Raw genomic sequence first — 15,311 nt, forward strand, 5'->3', positions numbered from 1 at the left:
AGTTCGCGCGGCGGTGCGCGAACCGTGTGAGAAGGAGGGCCGCCCGACCGGGCGGCCCTCCTCATCCGGTCAGCTGGACGGCCAGCCCGTCTCGATCTGCGTCAGGACCTCATCGGTCGAGGAGCCGTTGACCCACGCGACCATGCCCTTCCAGAAGGTTCCGGCGCCGACGGCACCGGGCATCAGGTCGGAGGCGTCGAAGCGGAACGTCGTGTCCTTGTCCTGGAGGATCTTGATGGTCTCCTGCAGGATCGGGTCCTTGGCGTTGGCCGGGTCGAGGCCGTTGTTGGCCGAGGTGACGCCACCCAGGCTCACTCGGCTGTTGGCCCACTCGGGGCTCGACAGGTACGCGAGCACCTTCTGCGTCGCCTCGGAGTCGCTGAACGCTCCGACGATCTCACCGGCACCGGTGACGGCCTTGTCGTCAGCGGACTCGCCCGGGAGCATGAACGCCCAGATGTCGCCGTCCTCGGCGATCGTGGTGCCCTCGGGGTAGAAGCCCGAGAGGAACGACGCCTGGTGGGTCAGCGCGCAGCTGCCGGATGCCAGAGCCGGGGCGACATCGCCGAACGCGGTCGAGTTGATCGAGCGGACGTCGCCGAAGCCGGCGTTGACGTTGGCCGGGTTGAGCAGGACCTCGCCCACCGAGTCGAACGCCGTCTTGATCTGCGGGTCGGTGAACGGGATCTCGTTCGTGACCCACTGGTCGTAGACGTCAGGGCCGGCCTGACGGAGCACGTAGTCCTCGATCCAGTCGGTGCCGGGCCAGCCGGTCGCCGTTCCGGACTCGAATCCTGCGCACCATGCCGGCGTGCCGGTGGCCCCCTGGATCGTCTCGGTGAGAGCGGTGAGCTCATCGAGCGTGGTCGGGACCTCGACGCCCCACTCGGCGAACTTCGCCGGCGAGTACCAGATCCAGCCCTTGACGTTGGCCATCAGCGGAGCACCGTAGAAGGTGCCGTCGACGGTGCCGTAGTTCACCCAGTCCTCGGTCCAGTACTCGTTGGCGTTCTTCTCGACCTCTTCCGGCGCGGGCTTCAGGAAGTCGCGGTTGGCGAAGTCGGCGAACAGGCCGGGCTGCGGGAAGATCGCGATGTCCGGCGGGTTTCCGCCCTGTGCGCGGGTGCCGAGCTGCGTCTCGAAGTCCTGGCTGCCCTCGTACTTGATCTCGATGTCGTTCTCCTCGGCCCAGTCGGCCCAGGACTCCTGCAGCAGTTCCGCTTCGGCGTCGACGATCGTGCCGTAGATCGTGACCGTGTTGCCGCCGCTGTCGCCGCCGCCGCCGTCGGGCGCACCGCCGGGAGCACCACAACCGGCGAGCGCGATGCCCGCCACTCCCAGCAGGGCGATCGGCGCGTAACGCCGCGAACGCTGTGACAGACCCATGTGAATTCTCCTCTTCGAGTTTCACGGTCCCCCGCGTATTCTGCGCCGCCCCTCGGCGCAGAATCGGGAACCGATTCCAGGACAACCTACCGGGGTCGGATGCCGCGGCACAATAAGCCAGGATCACAACACGGCAACCTTTCCTGCAGCCCGCGATCTCCCTCATGGGAGCGCTCCCTCACGAATCCTGTGGAACCGGTTCCTTTCGACGTGGACACGGGCTACGCTGACATCGGTGCGCAGGAGGGGCTGGGCGCCGCACGCATGGTCGAGGAGGACCGATGAGCACGATCGCGGACGTCGCGGCGCGTGCAGGCGTGTCCAAGGCGACGGCGAGTCGGGCGCTCAGCGGTCGCGGATACGTCTCAGAGAGCACCCGCAAGAGGGTGACGGATGCCGCAGACGAACTGACGTACGTTGCGCATTCCTCCGCCACCAGCCTCGCGACCGGACGCACCCAGACAGTCGGGGTGATCATGCCCCCCGTCGACCGCTGGTTCTTCTCCGAGCTGCTGGCCGGCATCCAGGAATCGCTGTTCGCGCTCGACTACGAGCTCGCCCTGTACGGCATCCGCGAGGGGACCGACACGCGTGAGCGTCTGTTCGACGCAGTGCTTCCCGGTCGACGCTTCGACGGGATCATCGCGGTCGGCATCCAGCCGAGCGCGCAGGAGCTCGAGCGTCTGCACCGCTCGGAGCGACCGCTCGTCAGCGTCGGGCCCTACAGCGAAGGATCGAGTGCCGTGTCGATCGACGACATCGCCGCCGCGCGCATCGCCACAGAGCATCTGATCGAACTGGGGCACACCGACATCGCCTTCGTCGGCGGGTCCGCCGACCCCGACGATCTCAGCTTCGGCGACGCCCAGCGCGTCGAGGGATATCTCGAGGCTCTGGCCGCGGCCGGACTCGAGGCGGTCGCGCGGATCGCGGACTCTCCCCCGACCATGCCGGGTGGGTACGCCGCCGCTGTCGAGCTGCTCGGCGACCGCCGGGGGCGCCCGACCGCGATCATCGGCGTGTGCGACGAGGCCGCGATCGGAGCGATGATCGCCGCACGGCGGCTGGGGATCGCGGTGCCCACCGAGCTGAGCATCGTCGGCGTCGACGACCATCAGCACGCCGAGATGTTCGCACTCACGACCATCAAGCAGTCCCCGCGCGAACAGGGTCACGAGGCGGTGCGGCTGCTGCAGCAGCAGATCGACCACCCGGACTCCCCGCGCGAGCGCACCGTCACGGCGTCCGCTCTGGTCGTGCGCAGCTCCACCGCCGGTCGACGCTGAGCGTCGTTCGCGGCATGGGCCCAGACGCACGAAAGCCCCGGGCGGACCCGGGGCTTTCGTGAAGCGTTCAGACGCTTCCAGGGCGAGGCGCTGGGCCGCGACCTGGAACGGATTACTTGAGGGTAACCGTGGCGCCTGCCTCTTCGAGGGCAGCCTTGGCCTTCTCGGCTGCTTCCTTGTTCGCGCCCTCGAGCACGGCCTTGGGAGCACCGTCGACGACAGCCTTGGCCTCGCCGAGACCCAGCGAGGTGAGCTCGCGGACGGTCTTGATGACCTGGATCTTCTTGTCGCCAGCAGCCTCGAGGATGACGTCGAAGGAGTCCTTCTCTTCCTCGGCCTCGGCACCTGCGCCGGCACCGGCGGCACCTGCGACGGCGACGGGGGCAGCAGCGGTGACCTCGAACTTCTCCTCGAACGCCTTGACGAAGTCGTTGAGCTCGATGAGGGTCAGGCCTGCGAACTGCTCGAGCAGCTCCTCAGTGGTGAGCTTAGCCATGATGTATCTCCTAGATAGATGGGTTTTGTTGAACGAGAACGTCAGGTCGCTTACGCGGCCTCGGCGGTCTCCAGCTTTTCGCGAAGAGCATCGATGGTGGCGGCAGCCTTGCCCATCGTGGCCTTCATCATGCCCGCAGCCTTCGCCAGCAGAACCTCACGGCTCTCGAGCGCGGCGTACTTGTTGACCTCGTCGGCAGAGAGGGCGTTGCCCTCGAAGATGCCGGACTTGATCACGAGAAGCGGGTTGGCCTTGGCGAAGTCACGAAGAGCCTTGGCAGTGGCGACGAAGTCACCGTGCACGAACGCGACGGCCGACGGACCCTTGAGGTCGTCGTCCAGCGCGGTGATGCCAGCCTTGTTGGCGGCGATCTTGGTCAGCGTGTTCTTCACCACGGCGTACTCAGCGTCCTGACGGATGCTGTTGCGCAGCTCCTTGAGCTGGGCAACCGTCAGACCGCGGTACTCGGTCAGCAGAACGGCAGTCGAGTTCTCGAATGACTTCGTGAGCTCGGCGACCGATGCATCCTTCTGCGCCATGGTCACTCCTTGGTGTGTACGAGGTGCCTCACGGCGGTGAGGCACCGGGTCCGACCCCTGGCAACAGAAAAGCTCCGGCGCAAGCGCACGGAGCTTTGGAAAGTTCGTGTCCTGCGCGGGCCCCTGCTGAGCAGAGCTTCAATCCTCTTGCGCTTGCGCGCATGACGATGACCAGCGGTCTTCGGTTGATCCCACTGTACCTCACCGCATCCGCTCTCCCAAATCCGGCGGATCACCGGCGATGAGCCGCGCGGCCCCCGTGGCCCCCGAGCGCGTCGGCGGCGTGGATCAGACTCAGATGCGAGAGCGCCTGCGGGGTGTTGCCCGCCTGCCGCGTGTTCGCGACGTCGAACTCCTCCGACAGCAGGCCGAGGTCGTTCGTCATCTCGATCAGCCGCGCCATCAGGTCTCGGGCCTCGTCGACACGGCCGCTCGTCGCGTACTGCTCGACCAGCCAGAAACTGCAGGCGATGAAGGGATGCTCTCCTCCGTCGAGCCCGTCGACACCGGACTCCGTACGGTACCGCCAGAGGAATCCGCCGGTGAGCAGGGTGCGCTCGATCTGCTCCACCGTCCGCAGCATCCGCGGGTCGTCGGGGGCGCAGTACCCGACCTGCGGAAGGACGAGCAGCGAGGCGTCGACCTCGGCCGACCCGTAGTGCTGGACGAAGTACCCCTGATCGGCATCCACTGCGCGCTCGTCGATCTCGCGCCGCAGCCCGTCGCGGACCACCGCCCATCGGTCGGCGTCGCCCGGGAGCCCGTGCTCCCGCACGGCGCGCACGCCGCGGTCCAGCGCCGCCCACATCATGACCCGGGAATGGGTGAACCACTGCGGCTCGCCCCTGATCTCCCAGATGCCGTTGTCGGGGCGGTCGATCGACGCGATCACCTGCTCGATGAGGGCCCGCTGCAGGGGCCACGAGAAGTCGCCCTCCTCGAGGCCTGCGATCCGAGCTGCTTCCAGAGCGACCAGGACCTCGCCGATCACGTCGCCCTGATACTGGTCGACCGCGCCGTTGCCGATCCGCACCGGTGCCGCGCCTCCGTAGCCGGGAAGGCTCGTGAGCTCGCGCTCGATGAGATCCCGCTCCCCCGCGATCCCGTACATGATCTGCACCTCGTTCGGCTCGCCGGCCACGGCGCGCAGCAGCCACCGCCGCCAGTGGTGCGCCTCGGTGAGGAACCCGTGCGCGATCAGCGCCTCGAGGGTCAGCGCGGCATCCCGCAGCCAGACGAAGCGATAGTCCCAGTTGCGCGAGCCGCCGAACTCCTCGGGCAACGACGTCGTGGCGGCGGCGACGATCCCGCCGGTGTCCTTGTTCGTGAGAGCCCGCAGCACGAGCAGCGACCGCACGACCTCGCCGCGGTATGCGCCGTCGTGCTGGATCCCGCTCGCCCACCCCTGCCACCACGATCGCGTGGCGGCGATCGCGTCGTCGACGTCGAGGGCCGCCGGCGAATGCTCGTGCGAGGGGAACCAGCTGAGAATCAGATCACGGGTCTCATCCGCCGAGACGATGAACTCCGCCCGGTGCCGGTGATCCTCGGCGACGAGCCGCACGCCGCGCACGATCACCGCCTCGGGCCCGGCCGTCGCGCGCAGAGCCGGCTCCTCGCTCGTGCCCACCTGCCGCACCCAGGGAAGCCTGCGGGAGTAGTCGAAGTGCATCCGCAGCTCGGTGACGAACTCGACGCGACCCGAGATGCCCACGATCCGGCGCACGACATCGCTGCGCGAGGACTGCAGCGGCATGAACTCGTGCACCTCCGCCACGCCGTCGGCGGTCTCCCATCGTGTGACGAGGATGAACGTGTCCGACACGTAGTGGCGCTGCGAGGTCGCGGCGGCATCGAGCGGCCGCAGGCTCCAGCATCCGTTGCTCGCCTCCCCGAGCAGCGCTCCGAACAGCGACGGCGCATCGAAGCGCGGAAGGCAGAGCCAGTCGATGCTGCCCTCCTTCGAGACGAGCGCACCGGTGCGGCAGTCGCTGAGCAGGGCGTAGTCCTCGATGGGAGCGGGCATCGACCGATCATGGCACGACTGCCGGACCCTGTGGACGGGTTACGGTGGGACCATGGCCGATGCGACGACGCTCGTGATCCTCGGAGCCGGTGGCGATCTCACCTCCCGGCTCCTCCTTCCGGCGCTCGGACAGCTGCTGACTCGGGAGCCCTCCCGTGCGGTGCGCATCGTCGGCGCCGACCGTGAGGATTGGACGGATGCTGATCTCGAGTCCGTAGTCCGCTCGTCGTTCGCATCGATGGATGCGGAGAAGGCCGCGTCGCACGTCGACGTGACGTACGTGCGCACCGACATCACCCGGCCGGACGATCTGCGCGCGCTGCTGCAGGATCGCACAGGGCAGGTCGCGATCTACTTCGCCGTGCCGCCGTCGGTGGCCGCGGCATCCATCGAGGCGCTCACCCCCGAGATGCTGCCGGACGGAGCGATGCTCGTCATGGAGAAGCCGTTCGGCACCGATGAGGAGAGCGCGCGAGCACTGAACCGGACGCTCACGGCACTCGTCCCGGAAAGCCAGGTGTTCCGGGTCGACCACTTCCTCGGCCGCTCGACCACCCTCAATCTTCTCGGCGCGCGCTTCGCCAACCGCATCCTCGAGCCCCTGTGGTCGGCGGAGAGCATCGAGTCGGTCGACATCGTCTACGACGAATCGCTCGCACTGGAGGGACGCGCGGGCTACTACGACGCAGCCGGCGCACTGGTCGACATGATCCAGAGCCACCTCCTCCAGGTGCTCGCGGTGGTGGCGATGGAGGAGCCGACCACGCTCGACGAGGTCGACTTCCGTGCGGCCACGGGTGCCGTGCTCCGCGCGACCTCGGTATGGGGTGACGACCCGGTGGCATCGTCACGTCGGGCGAGGTACACGGCCGGAGACATCGACGGCACGGCGAAGCCCTCATATGTCGACGAACCGGGGGTCGACCCCGGGCGCCGGACCGAGACCCTCGCCGAAGCGACGTTCGAGGTGCGCAACAGCCGTTGGGCCGGGATTCCGTTCCGGCTGCGCTCCGGCAAGGCTCTCGGGACACCGGCCAGGGAGATCGTCGTGCGATTCCGCTCGGTCCGCCACGTTCCGCGCGGACTCACGGGCTCATCGGCCGGCGCCGTGCTGCGGTTCTCCCTGGGCCCCGACCGGATGTCGCTCGAACTGAACCTCAACGCGTCGGAGGATCCGTTCGAGCTGGAACGGGCGGCCCTGTCGGCAGAGCTCGGCGAGGGGGCGCTCAAGGCCTATGCCGAGGTGCTGTCCGGCGTCCTCGACGGCGACCCGATGCTGTCCGTGCGCGGCGATGCCGCGGAGCAGTCGTGGCGGATCGTGGCGCCGATCCTCGACGCGTGGGGGCGCGACGACGTTCCTCTCGAGGACTACGTCGCAGGCTCGCTCGGCCCCGAGGGCTGGCCGGCACTCGACTGAGAGCGAGCCGCACGCAGGAGGGATGCCGGCGAGCGGCGTGTACGGGGAACGAGAGTCCCCGACCGGGGTTACGCTCGATGGGTGACCCCCGAACTCCACGCTCGCATCGTCGCGGACTCCCGCGACCGCGTTGCCTGGATGCGGGCCCGCTCACGCGGGATCACCGCGACGGATGTGGCAGGACTCACCAGCGAGAGGTCGATCATCCGAGCGGCCGACTCGAAGCTCGGTGGCGGCCCCCGCTTCGGCGGCAACGCGTACACAGACCACGGCCGCCGGCGCGAGCCCGAGATCGCCGCGTGGGTCGCGGCGACGCACGGCATCCTTCCCTCCTCCGCACTGTTCCGCGCAGAGGTCGAGCATCGCCACCTCGCCACTCCCGACGGCATCGCCGTCGATGCGGACGGACGCGTCGAGCTCGCCGAGATCAAGACCACGAACAAAGCGTTCCGCGGCATCCCCCGCACCTACCTCCGTCAGGTGTGGTGGCAGCAGCACGTGCTGGGCGCCGAGCGCACACTGTTCGTCTGGGAGGAGCACGTCGACTTCGCCCCCATCCACGACGAGCCGCGCTGCGTCTGGATCGATCGGGACGACCGCGAGATCGCCAAGCTCGTGGGCCTCGCCACCGACCTCATCGACGAGCTTTATCGCCGCACCACCGGCCTGCAGGTGCCGGCTCGGATCGCGGAGGCCACGGCCGCCGCAGCGGCCAGCCGCCGTGAGCATCTCCGTGAGCGCGATGCCTTCCGCGCGCTCGCCCTCGCCGACTGAGCGCTCCCACACCGCCTGCACTCAGGTGCACGAGGCGTTGAGACCGAGCAGCGCTATGGAGAGTTGGCGGGATGCTCCGGCCGACACCCACGTCGTGCCCACCAGAAGGTTGGTCGCCGTCATCGTCGTCGTGCTGCCGAGCAGGTTCGAGATGAGGCTCGTGAGCAGGGCCTGGGTGAGCACAGCCGTATGCGTGTAGAGGCCGCCGGCGGGCCCTGACGTCGAGATGTTGGCGGCGGGCACCGTCGCGGTCGTCGCACCCTGCGTGAGTGTGAGTCGGACACCGGTCGCCGGGTAGGGCGACGTCCAGTCGATCCTGACGCTCTGGAAGATGCCCAGGCCGTTGTTCGTCACGGCGCACGCGATCACGGTCGGCGGGGGAACGGTGAACGCCGTGATCGTCGCCCGCCCGTGTTCCGAGTCGGTGAACGCGGCATCCGTTACCTGGGCGACCGGCACCATCCCGACGCCGAGGAGGAGTGCCGCTCCGGCGACGCCGGCGAGGATGCGGTGCCGCCGCCGTACGCTCATGACTCGTCCTCGCGAGCGACCCCCGCGCGAGCGAGCAGCCGCCGGCGGCGCACGGCGATCGATGCGACCCCCGCTCCGACCAGGATGACGCCCCCGGCGACGAACCAGGGTGCGGTCGGAGGCATGCCGGTGGTCGCGAGTCCGCCGCCGTCGGGCCCGATCACCGCGGACTCTCCGGCGCCTCGCGCGTGCACCCGCACCTGCGTGCTGCCGAGATCCTCCCCGGCGAGCGCGATGACGAACCTCAGGTGGGTGACCTCGGTGTCTGCGGTCTCGAGGAGCTGCACCTCGATGCCGTCGCGCGGTATCGCCCAGCCGGTCTTCAGCGGCACCGCTCCCCCCGCGCATCCGGTCGCCTCCCACGCTTCTGCGCATTCGAGAGCGTCGACGACGAGGGCCGCGTCGCCGCTCGCGCTGATGCCCACTGTCACCGTTCCCGGATCGGGAGCCTCGGCGCTGACAGTGACATCCCACTGCACGGGCTGGCCCGGCAACAGGCTCGACGCGGCATCCCAGTCGGCGACGGAGACGAGACGGAGCACGTCTCCCTGAACGACCTGGGTCGAGGGGGCGGCCCAGGCGGGAGTCGCCGCGACGACGAGGCCGACGGCGAGGGCCGCGACGACCACCGGTCTTCCGCTCCCCCACATCATCAGCCCGGCTCCTCTGGGACGCCTCGGCGCCGTGCAGTCGACGAGCGCGGCCAGAATGCCCACACGACGAGCGCGGTCGCTGCGATCGTGAGCCCACCGAGCACGTAGGGGTTGCCCATCGCGACGATCGCCGACGCGATCCCCGGCACCGAGAACAGCACGACCCGCACCGTCTGCACCGTGTACGGGTACGGATCGTCGCCGGCGTTGGCGTCTCCGCGCATCGTGAGCACCCGTTCGGCGTCGCTCGCCCCCGGCGAGATGGAGGTGACGCGGTGGGTGACCGGAAGGTCGCCCACCCTGTCGACCGTGACCACGTCTCCGACCTCGATCTCGGATGCCGCAACCTCCTGCACCACCGCGACGGATCCGGCGGGGATCGTCGGCGACATGGATCCGGTGCGGAACATGATGAGGGTGATGTTCGCGGTGAGGGCGAGCACGACCAGGACCATGCAGACCACTCCGGCGATCGCCGCGACCCACAGCAGGATGTCGGCGAGCACCCGACCGACGCCTCGCCGTTTCCCTCGCGTCGAGCCTGATGGCGCTGGAGCGTCCCGCGGGCTCGCGGGCATGCCGACGGATGCGGCCTGCTCGCGCAGACTCCGCCTCGTCGGTGTGCTCATCGACGCCCCTTCCGCTTCTCTCCTGCCGCCGCCCGCCGCCGTCACGACGACGTGCCGGCCACCTGCCAGGTCTGGATCGCGGTCAGCCCCTGAGCACCGTTGTCAGCCGTCGCCGGGAGCGTGACCGCGATGCAGTAATTGACGGTCGTGCCTCCGTTCGCCGCGACCGCCTGGGTGCCGGTCCCCCCTGTCGCCATCGTCGAGTTGTCCGGCACGACTGCGGTTCCCGCGGAGTAGGTGGTGCCGTTGCACGTCGTCCCGGCGATCGAGCGGACGCCGTAGCGGAGGTAGGTCCCGAGTCCGGTACCCGCCGTGGACGTCACGCTCAGCTGCAGCGTTCCCGCGACCGACGGGTTCGCCGTGCGCACACTGAACAGTGCGTACACCGTGTTGCCGGGCGCCATGGCGTTGAAGGGTGTGCTGAACGACAGCGTCGCCGGGGTGCCGACGGGGTGGCTCGAGAACGTCGTGCCATCCGTCGCGCCGACGATGTCGAAGCGTCCGGCGGTGAAGGTCGCGCTGCCGTACTCCGAGTCGTTCCACGCGGCGAGCGTCATCGTCGCCCCGACGCCGAACACCAGTCCGCCCGCGAGCAGAGCGCGTATCCGACGGGAGCGCAGTCGCTTCCCCTCCCGCATGCCTCGGCGGGTGTCGGCCATGATCAGTCCGCGGTCGAGGTGGCGGTGAACTCCCACGTCGCGGTCGCCGCAGCGCCCTGGGTGAGCCCTGCACCGGCGGTCACCGCGAAGCACAGCTGCACGGGGGTTCCCGCAGTTCCCGCCGGAGTGCCCTCGGCGAGCGGCACCGAGGTGGCACCCGTCTGGTCGCTGAGCGTGGCGCCACTCGCGACGACGGTTCCGGTGGCTGCGGCACCGCACGTGTCGCCGGCGGCGATCGCCGTGACCGCGTACGACAGGTTCGCCTCGTTGCCGCCCGTGCCCGCGGTGATCCCCGCGGGGAGCAGGGTGGCGGAGTTCGTCGTCGTGGCGTCGAGGCGCACCCAGAAGGGCGCGTACACGACGTCGCCGGGCGACATCGACGAGGCGACGGCCGGCAGCTGGAACACGAGCGATGCCGCGGTGTCGCCGTTGTCGACGTTGTGGTCGTCGTATCCGGTGGTCGCGCTGGTCGTGGATCCTTCGAGGTTGAACGATCCGGCGGTGAAGGTGCCGGTCGCGAACTCCGAGTCGTTCCACGCCGCGAGGGTCACCCCGATCCCGACGCCGAGCACGAGCCCTCCAGCGAGCACTGCGAGAACCTTGCGTTGCGTGTCCTTCGTTGACATTGCACATTCCCCCTCAGGAATTCCGACGCGCGGATGCCTGGGAATGGCCGCCCCTCAGTGGCCTGCATCCACATGTTCAGTTCGTTCGGGTCAGTTTTGTCCACGAGTGCGCGCAAATCAAGGGCATGCGGATCACGATTGAACATTTCTCACGTTATCGGAGCATGAAACGTCCAGGTGTCTTGAGAACCTGTCGAGCGGATGGGGTATGTCGATACCGCTCGAATCCGACCTCCCCCGGTCGCGGTCACCTCGCGAGAACGCGCCGCGCTTCGCTCGCGACCTCGGCGGCGATCGTGTCGAGCAGCGCCGAGCGCAGGTTCCACTGCTGCCAGTAGAGCCGCACTCGCAGCGGGGGGCCGCCGATCGCCACCAGCCCGTCTTCGCGCTGCAGAAGTGGCACCATGCCCCACCCCAGCCCGAGACGCACCGCCAGCGCATAGTCGGCGGATGCCGGCACGTAGTGCCTGGGCACCCCCTGATGCGGCACCCCCATGGTTGCGAGCCACTCATGCTGCAGAGCATCACGCCGATCGAAGTCGACGAACGGCGCCGCCGCGAGGGCCTCGGGGGTCACACCCCCGCTGAACCAGCGCTCGACGAAGCGCCGCTCGGCCATCGCGTGGTACTCCAGCACCCCGAGCGGTGCGACCGAGCATCCTGCCACCGGTTCGGCCTCGCTCGTGACCGCGGCCATCACCGTGCCCGATTCGAGAAGCCGCGCGGTGAAGTTCTGGTCATCCCGATGCAGATCGAAGTCGAGGTCATACTCTGCCGAGAGACGTGCGAGCGGGGCCAGGAACCAGGTCGCCATCGAGTCCGCATTGACCGCGAGGGGGATGCGCGTGCGCGAAGCGTCGCCGCCCTCGAGCCCCAACCCGGCGAGTGCGTCGTGCTCGAGCAGTGCGATCTGTCGCGCGAGCCGCACGACGGCCTCCCCCGCCTCTGTCAGCTGCACCGGTTTCGTGCGCACGACGAGCACGCGCCCCAGCTGCTCCTCGAGCGCCTTGAGCCGCTGGCTGACCGCAGACGGAGTCACGCGCAGTGCCCGAGACGCCGCGTCGAGGGTTCCTTCATCCGCGACGGCGGCGACGGTGGCGGCGAGCTCGGGGTCGATCTTCACATTAGCGATGCTAATGGTTCGGTAGTTATCCTCGCTGGCACTGACGCTCAGCGATGTCTAGCGTGGAACCATGCTCTCCCTCTTCGCAGGCCTCGGTCTCGGCCTCTCCCTGATCGTCGCCATCGGCGCTCAGAACGTCTTCGTGCTGCGCCAGGGCATCCGCCGCGAGCACGTCCTTGCGGTGGTGATCATCTGCGCCCTCTCCGATGCACTGCTGATCGCCGCAGGCGTCGCCGGGCTGGGCTTCGTCATCTCCGCCGCCCCCTGGCTCGTGGTCGTGGCCCGATGGGCCGGCGCCCTGTTCCTGCTCGGTTACGGCGTCATCGCCGCGCGCCGTGCGTGGCGCGGGGGCGAGGAGCTGCGAGTGGACACCGAGGATGCGGGGAGCGTCTCGCCGTCGTCGGGATCCGCCCCGACCGCGACGCGCACCGCGACCCGCACCTCCCTCGTGCCTGTGATCGCAACGGTGCTCGCGCTCACGTGGCTGAACCCGCACGTCTACCTCGACACCGTGCTGATGCTCGGTTCCATCGCCGCCACCCACGGCGAGGAGCGGTGGCTGTTCGCCGCCGGAGCGATGGCCGCCAGCATCCTGTGGTTCACGGCTCTCGGCTTCGGCGCGCGCTACGTCGGCCGCTGGCTGCGCACCGAGCGGTCATGGCGCCTCCTCGACGCGCTGATCGCCGTCGTGATGATCACGCTCGCCGTGAGCCTGGTGCTGCCTGTGCTCGGCGGCTGAGTGCGTTCCTGGCGGGGAGTCAGTCCCCGTCGAGCGGACGCAGGATGCGAGTGAGGAATCTCTGAGTGCGCTCATGCTGCGGAGCCCCGAAGATCTCGGAGGGCGGCCCCTCTTCGACGACGACGCCCGCGTCCATGAAGAACACGCGGTCAGCCGCCTCCCGCGCGAAGCTCAGCTCGTGCGTCACGACCACCATGCTCCAGCCCTCGTCGGCGAGCTCCTTGATCACGAGCAGCACCTCGCCGACGAGCTCGGGGTCGAGCGCGCTGGTCGGTTCGTCGAACAGGAGCAGGTCGGGGCGCAGTGCGAGAGCGCGGATGATGCCGACGCGCTGCTGCTGCCCGCCGGAGAGCTCGTGCGGACGCGCGTTCTCCTTGTCGGCGAGTCCCACCCTTGCGAGAAGCACACGAGCCTCGGCGATCACCTCGACCTTGGGGCGCCCCTGCACGCGCCACGGCCCCTCGATCACGTTCTCGATCACCGAGAGATGCGGGAAGAGATTGTGATGCTGGAAGACCATCGCCGAACGGTCGCGCAGCGCCAGACGCTTCTGCTTGCGCACGCGCTGCTTCACCGGCGCATCCGGTGCAAAGTCGATGTCAGGGCCCCCGGCCACGACGATCGTGCCGGAGTCCGGCGTCTCGAGCCCGTTGAGCGCCCTCAGCACCGTCGTCTTGCCTGATCCGCTGGGACCGATCAGCACCACGACCTCGCCGCGATGCAGCGTCAGGTCGATGCCGCGGAGCACCTCGTTGTCGCCGAAGCGCTTGTGCAGACCGCGCGCGGTCAGCAGCGCGTCGGTCGTGGGCTCACCCGAAGGCGTGGGGTCAATGGGCGACATTGCGGTCGAGCCTCCTCTCGAGCGCGCTCTGCCCGAACGACAGCACGAGACAGAGCACCCAGTAGACCAGTGCTGCGGCGAGATAGAGCACCATGAACTCCAGTGTCGCCGACGCGATCTGCTGCGCCACCTTGAACAGCTCGGTCACCAGGATCAGCGACGCGAGCGACGTGTCCTTCACGAGCGAGATGAACGTGTTCGACAGCGGCGGCACCGAGACCCTGGCGGCCTGCGGCAGGATGATGCGCGTCAGCGTGCGCGTGCGATTCATGCCGACCGTGTAGGCGGCCTCCCACTGGCCCTTCGGCACCGAGATGATCGCGGCACGCACGACCTCGGCCCCGTAGCCGCCCACGTTGAGCGACAGCGCGATGATCGCGCTCGGCCACGGGTCGATCTTGAGCCCGATCGACCCGAGGCCGTAGAAGATCACGAACAGCTGCACGATCATCGGCGTTCCGCGGATCACCGAGATGTAGAACCGGGCGATGCCCGAGACGATCGGGTTCACCGAGATGCGCATCAACGCAGCGCCGACGGCGATCACCAGGCCCACGGCGAATGAGATCAGCGCGAGCGGAACCGTCACCGTCACCCCTGCCAGGGCGATGGGCCCGAGCGAGTCGAGGAACAGCTGCCAAGGGTTCTCCATGGATTACTGGGTGACGTCTTCGCCGAAGTACTTGTCGCTGATCTCCGCCAGGGTCCCGTCGGCGCGGAGCTCTTCGAGGGCTCCATCGATCGCCTCGACGAGAGACGTCTTATCCTTCGTGAACACGAACGCCTGCTCACCGGCATCGTCGGTCTCGGCGGCGATCTTCAGTCCGGAGGGGCTGTTGGTGGTCTCGTAGTCGAGGAAGGTCAACTTGTCGTTGACGGTCGCGTCGACGCGACCCTGGCGCACGAGCTCGACCGCCTGTGCCCAGCCTTCGACGCCCTCGACGGTGGCACCCGATTCGGTGGCCAGCTCGTACCAGTTGCTCGTGAGCGACTGCGCGGTGGTCTTGCCTTCGAGGTCGTCGAACGACGAGATCGAGTCGTCGTCCTCGGGGACCACGATCACGCCGGGCGAGACGGTGTACGGAGTGCTGAACAGGTACTTCTCCTCGCGCTCGTCGTTGATGCTGACCTGGTTCGCGATCACGTCGAAGCGGCCTGCATCGAGGCCGGCGAAGATCGCATCCCACTGAGTCTCCTGGAACTCGACCTCGAGGTCCAGCTTCTCGGCCACGGCCTGGATGATCTCGACGTCGAAACCGGTGAGGTCGCCCGTGCCACCGTCGTCGTGGAAGCTGAACGGGCGGTAGGTGCCCTCAGTGGCGACCGTGAGGACGCCGTCTTTGACGAGGCCGAAGCCGTCGCCCGCGCCCTCCTCGCTCGAGCTGCTCTCGGCGGGCGAGGTGCTGCCGCTGCAGGCGGTGAGTGCGGCGGCGGCGACGACCAGTGCGGTGACGGCGATGAGGCGACGGGACATGTGACCCTCCTGGGGTGCGGTGTGAGGCGCGAGTGCTGTGGCGCGGAACTCACCCACAGTACGTGGCATCCGCCTCTCATCCCAACATCCGATGACGCTCGATGTCGTCCGG

At 68.6% G+C, this 15,311-nt stretch carries 17 protein-coding genes; 4 read left to right on the top strand and 13 right to left on the bottom strand.

From position 1 onward, the window contains the following. Nucleotides 1-69: 69 nt before the first annotated feature. Entirely contained in the window at nt 70-1,386 is a 1,317-nt protein-coding gene (locus MRBLWH13_RS11000) for an extracellular solute-binding protein (protein WP_341955089.1), read from the bottom strand. Nucleotides 1,387-1,667: 281 nt separating this feature from the next. Between MRBLWH13_RS11000 and MRBLWH13_RS11005 the strand changes: the two genes are divergently transcribed. Continuing rightward, complete coding sequence (locus MRBLWH13_RS11005; protein WP_341955090.1) at nt 1,668-2,672, top strand: LacI family DNA-binding transcriptional regulator; 1,005 nt, start codon at nt 1,668-1,670, stop codon at nt 2,670-2,672. Nucleotides 2,673-2,784: 112 nt separating this feature from the next. Here the strand turns inward: MRBLWH13_RS11005 and rplL are convergent, their stop codons facing one another. The 3 genes from rplL to MRBLWH13_RS11020 form a co-directional block, all read right to left on the bottom strand. Next, on the bottom strand, nt 2,785-3,168 hold the full coding sequence (rplL, locus tag MRBLWH13_RS11010; RefSeq protein WP_056514013.1) for a 50S ribosomal protein L7/L12: 384 nt from the start codon (nt 3,166-3,168) through the stop codon (nt 2,785-2,787). A gap of 50 nt (nt 3,169-3,218) precedes the next feature. Then, nucleotides 3,219-3,707: a 50S ribosomal protein L10 gene (gene rplJ / locus MRBLWH13_RS11015; protein WP_053097428.1), complete on the bottom strand. Its 489-nt coding sequence runs from the start codon at nt 3,705-3,707 to the stop codon at nt 3,219-3,221. 232 nt (nt 3,708-3,939) lie between these two features. Further along, a complete protein-coding gene (locus MRBLWH13_RS11020) occupies nt 3,940-5,733 on the bottom strand; it encodes a glycoside hydrolase family 15 protein (RefSeq protein WP_341955091.1) in 1,794 nt (597 codons plus the stop codon). A 52-nt stretch (nt 5,734-5,785) separates the two neighbouring features. Between MRBLWH13_RS11020 and MRBLWH13_RS11025 the strand changes: the two genes are divergently transcribed. Continuing rightward, nucleotides 5,786-7,150, top strand: a complete 1,365-nt coding sequence (locus MRBLWH13_RS11025; protein WP_341955092.1) for a glucose-6-phosphate dehydrogenase — start codon at nt 5,786-5,788, stop codon at nt 7,148-7,150. 81 nt (nt 7,151-7,231) lie between these two features. Continuing rightward, nucleotides 7,232-7,924 (top strand): YqaJ viral recombinase family protein, encoded by a 693-nt coding sequence (locus MRBLWH13_RS11030; protein ID WP_056514019.1) that lies wholly within the window; start codon nt 7,232-7,234, stop codon nt 7,922-7,924. A gap of 21 nt (nt 7,925-7,945) precedes the next feature. Here the strand turns inward: MRBLWH13_RS11030 and MRBLWH13_RS11035 are convergent, their stop codons facing one another. The 6 genes from MRBLWH13_RS11035 to MRBLWH13_RS11060 form a co-directional block, all read right to left on the bottom strand. Then, a complete protein-coding gene (locus MRBLWH13_RS11035) occupies nt 7,946-8,455 on the bottom strand; it encodes a hypothetical protein (RefSeq protein ID WP_341955093.1) in 510 nt (169 codons plus the stop codon). After that, complete coding sequence (locus MRBLWH13_RS11040) at nt 8,452-9,108, bottom strand: hypothetical protein (protein ID WP_341955094.1); 657 nt, start codon at nt 9,106-9,108, stop codon at nt 8,452-8,454. Before MRBLWH13_RS11040 ends, MRBLWH13_RS11035 begins: the two co-directional genes overlap by 4 nt. Beyond that, the gene (locus tag MRBLWH13_RS11045; protein WP_341955095.1) at nt 9,108-9,737 is read right to left on the bottom strand and encodes a signal peptidase I; all 630 of its coding nucleotides are present in this window, start codon (nt 9,735-9,737) and stop codon (nt 9,108-9,110) included. Before MRBLWH13_RS11045 ends, MRBLWH13_RS11040 begins: the two co-directional genes overlap by 1 nt. Before the next feature lie 41 nt (nt 9,738-9,778). Next, nucleotides 9,779-10,396, bottom strand: coding sequence for a SipW-dependent-type signal peptide-containing protein (locus tag MRBLWH13_RS11050; RefSeq protein WP_341955096.1), 618 nt, complete (start codon nt 10,394-10,396; stop codon nt 9,779-9,781). Between the two features lie 2 nt (nt 10,397-10,398). After that, on the bottom strand, nt 10,399-11,022 hold the full coding sequence (locus MRBLWH13_RS11055; RefSeq protein ID WP_341955097.1) for a SipW-dependent-type signal peptide-containing protein: 624 nt from the start codon (nt 11,020-11,022) through the stop codon (nt 10,399-10,401). Nucleotides 11,023-11,269: 247 nt separating this feature from the next. Then, complete coding sequence (locus MRBLWH13_RS11060; protein WP_341955098.1) at nt 11,270-12,145, bottom strand: LysR family transcriptional regulator ArgP; 876 nt, start codon at nt 12,143-12,145, stop codon at nt 11,270-11,272. A 70-nt stretch (nt 12,146-12,215) separates the two neighbouring features. On the opposite strand from MRBLWH13_RS11060, the gene MRBLWH13_RS11065 reads away from it, so the two are divergent. Continuing rightward, complete coding sequence (locus MRBLWH13_RS11065; protein ID WP_341955099.1) at nt 12,216-12,884, top strand: LysE/ArgO family amino acid transporter; 669 nt, start codon at nt 12,216-12,218, stop codon at nt 12,882-12,884. Between the two features lie 19 nt (nt 12,885-12,903). Here the strand turns inward: MRBLWH13_RS11065 and MRBLWH13_RS11070 are convergent, their stop codons facing one another. From MRBLWH13_RS11070 to MRBLWH13_RS11080, 3 genes are read right to left on the bottom strand one after another with little or no spacing between them, the layout of a single operon-like run. Next, nucleotides 12,904-13,725: an amino acid ABC transporter ATP-binding protein gene (locus MRBLWH13_RS11070; RefSeq protein WP_341955100.1), complete on the bottom strand. Its 822-nt coding sequence runs from the start codon at nt 13,723-13,725 to the stop codon at nt 12,904-12,906. Continuing rightward, nucleotides 13,712-14,377: an amino acid ABC transporter permease gene (locus MRBLWH13_RS11075; protein ID WP_056312758.1), complete on the bottom strand. Its 666-nt coding sequence runs from the start codon at nt 14,375-14,377 to the stop codon at nt 13,712-13,714. Before MRBLWH13_RS11075 ends, MRBLWH13_RS11070 begins: the two co-directional genes overlap by 14 nt. Before the next feature lie 3 nt (nt 14,378-14,380). Continuing rightward, complete coding sequence (locus tag MRBLWH13_RS11080) at nt 14,381-15,199, bottom strand: amino acid ABC transporter substrate-binding protein (RefSeq protein ID WP_341955101.1); 819 nt, start codon at nt 15,197-15,199, stop codon at nt 14,381-14,383. Between the last annotated feature and the right edge of the window lie 112 nt (nt 15,200-15,311).

Source organism: Microbacterium sp. LWH13-1.2 (assembly GCF_038397735.1).
Classification (GTDB): domain Bacteria; phylum Actinomycetota; class Actinomycetes; order Actinomycetales; family Microbacteriaceae; genus Microbacterium.

Bases quoted from the DNA above. Each gene is read 5' to 3' on its own strand.
- MRBLWH13_RS11005 (WP_341955090.1), top strand. From the start codon at position 1,668: ATGAGCACGATCGCGGACGTCGCGGCGCGTGCAGGCGTGTCCAAGGCG.
- MRBLWH13_RS11040 (WP_341955094.1), bottom strand. From the start codon at position 9,108: ATGATGTGGGGGAGCGGAAGACCGGTGGTCGTCGCGGCCCTCGCCGTC.
- MRBLWH13_RS11035 (WP_341955093.1), bottom strand. From the start codon at position 8,455: ATGAGCGTACGGCGGCGGCACCGCATCCTCGCCGGCGTCGCCGGAGCG.
- rplJ (WP_053097428.1), bottom strand. From the start codon at position 3,707: ATGGCGCAGAAGGATGCATCGGTCGCCGAGCTCACGAAGTCATTCGAG.
- MRBLWH13_RS11000 (WP_341955089.1), bottom strand. From the start codon at position 1,386: ATGGGTCTGTCACAGCGTTCGCGGCGTTACGCGCCGATCGCCCTGCTG.
- MRBLWH13_RS11070 (WP_341955100.1), bottom strand. From the start codon at position 13,725: ATGTCGCCCATTGACCCCACGCCTTCGGGTGAGCCCACGACCGACGCG.
- MRBLWH13_RS11050 (WP_341955096.1), bottom strand. From the start codon at position 10,396: ATGGCCGACACCCGCCGAGGCATGCGGGAGGGGAAGCGACTGCGCTCC.
- MRBLWH13_RS11065 (WP_341955099.1), top strand. From the start codon at position 12,216: ATGCTCTCCCTCTTCGCAGGCCTCGGTCTCGGCCTCTCCCTGATCGTC.
- MRBLWH13_RS11055 (WP_341955097.1), bottom strand. From the start codon at position 11,022: ATGTCAACGAAGGACACGCAACGCAAGGTTCTCGCAGTGCTCGCTGGA.
- MRBLWH13_RS11045 (WP_341955095.1), bottom strand. From the start codon at position 9,737: ATGAGCACACCGACGAGGCGGAGTCTGCGCGAGCAGGCCGCATCCGTC.
- MRBLWH13_RS11075 (WP_056312758.1), bottom strand. From the start codon at position 14,377: ATGGAGAACCCTTGGCAGCTGTTCCTCGACTCGCTCGGGCCCATCGCC.
- MRBLWH13_RS11020 (WP_341955091.1), bottom strand. From the start codon at position 5,733: ATGCCCGCTCCCATCGAGGACTACGCCCTGCTCAGCGACTGCCGCACC.
- MRBLWH13_RS11025 (WP_341955092.1), top strand. From the start codon at position 5,786: ATGGCCGATGCGACGACGCTCGTGATCCTCGGAGCCGGTGGCGATCTC.
- rplL (WP_056514013.1), bottom strand. From the start codon at position 3,168: ATGGCTAAGCTCACCACTGAGGAGCTGCTCGAGCAGTTCGCAGGCCTG.
- MRBLWH13_RS11080 (WP_341955101.1), bottom strand. From the start codon at position 15,199: ATGTCCCGTCGCCTCATCGCCGTCACCGCACTGGTCGTCGCCGCCGCC.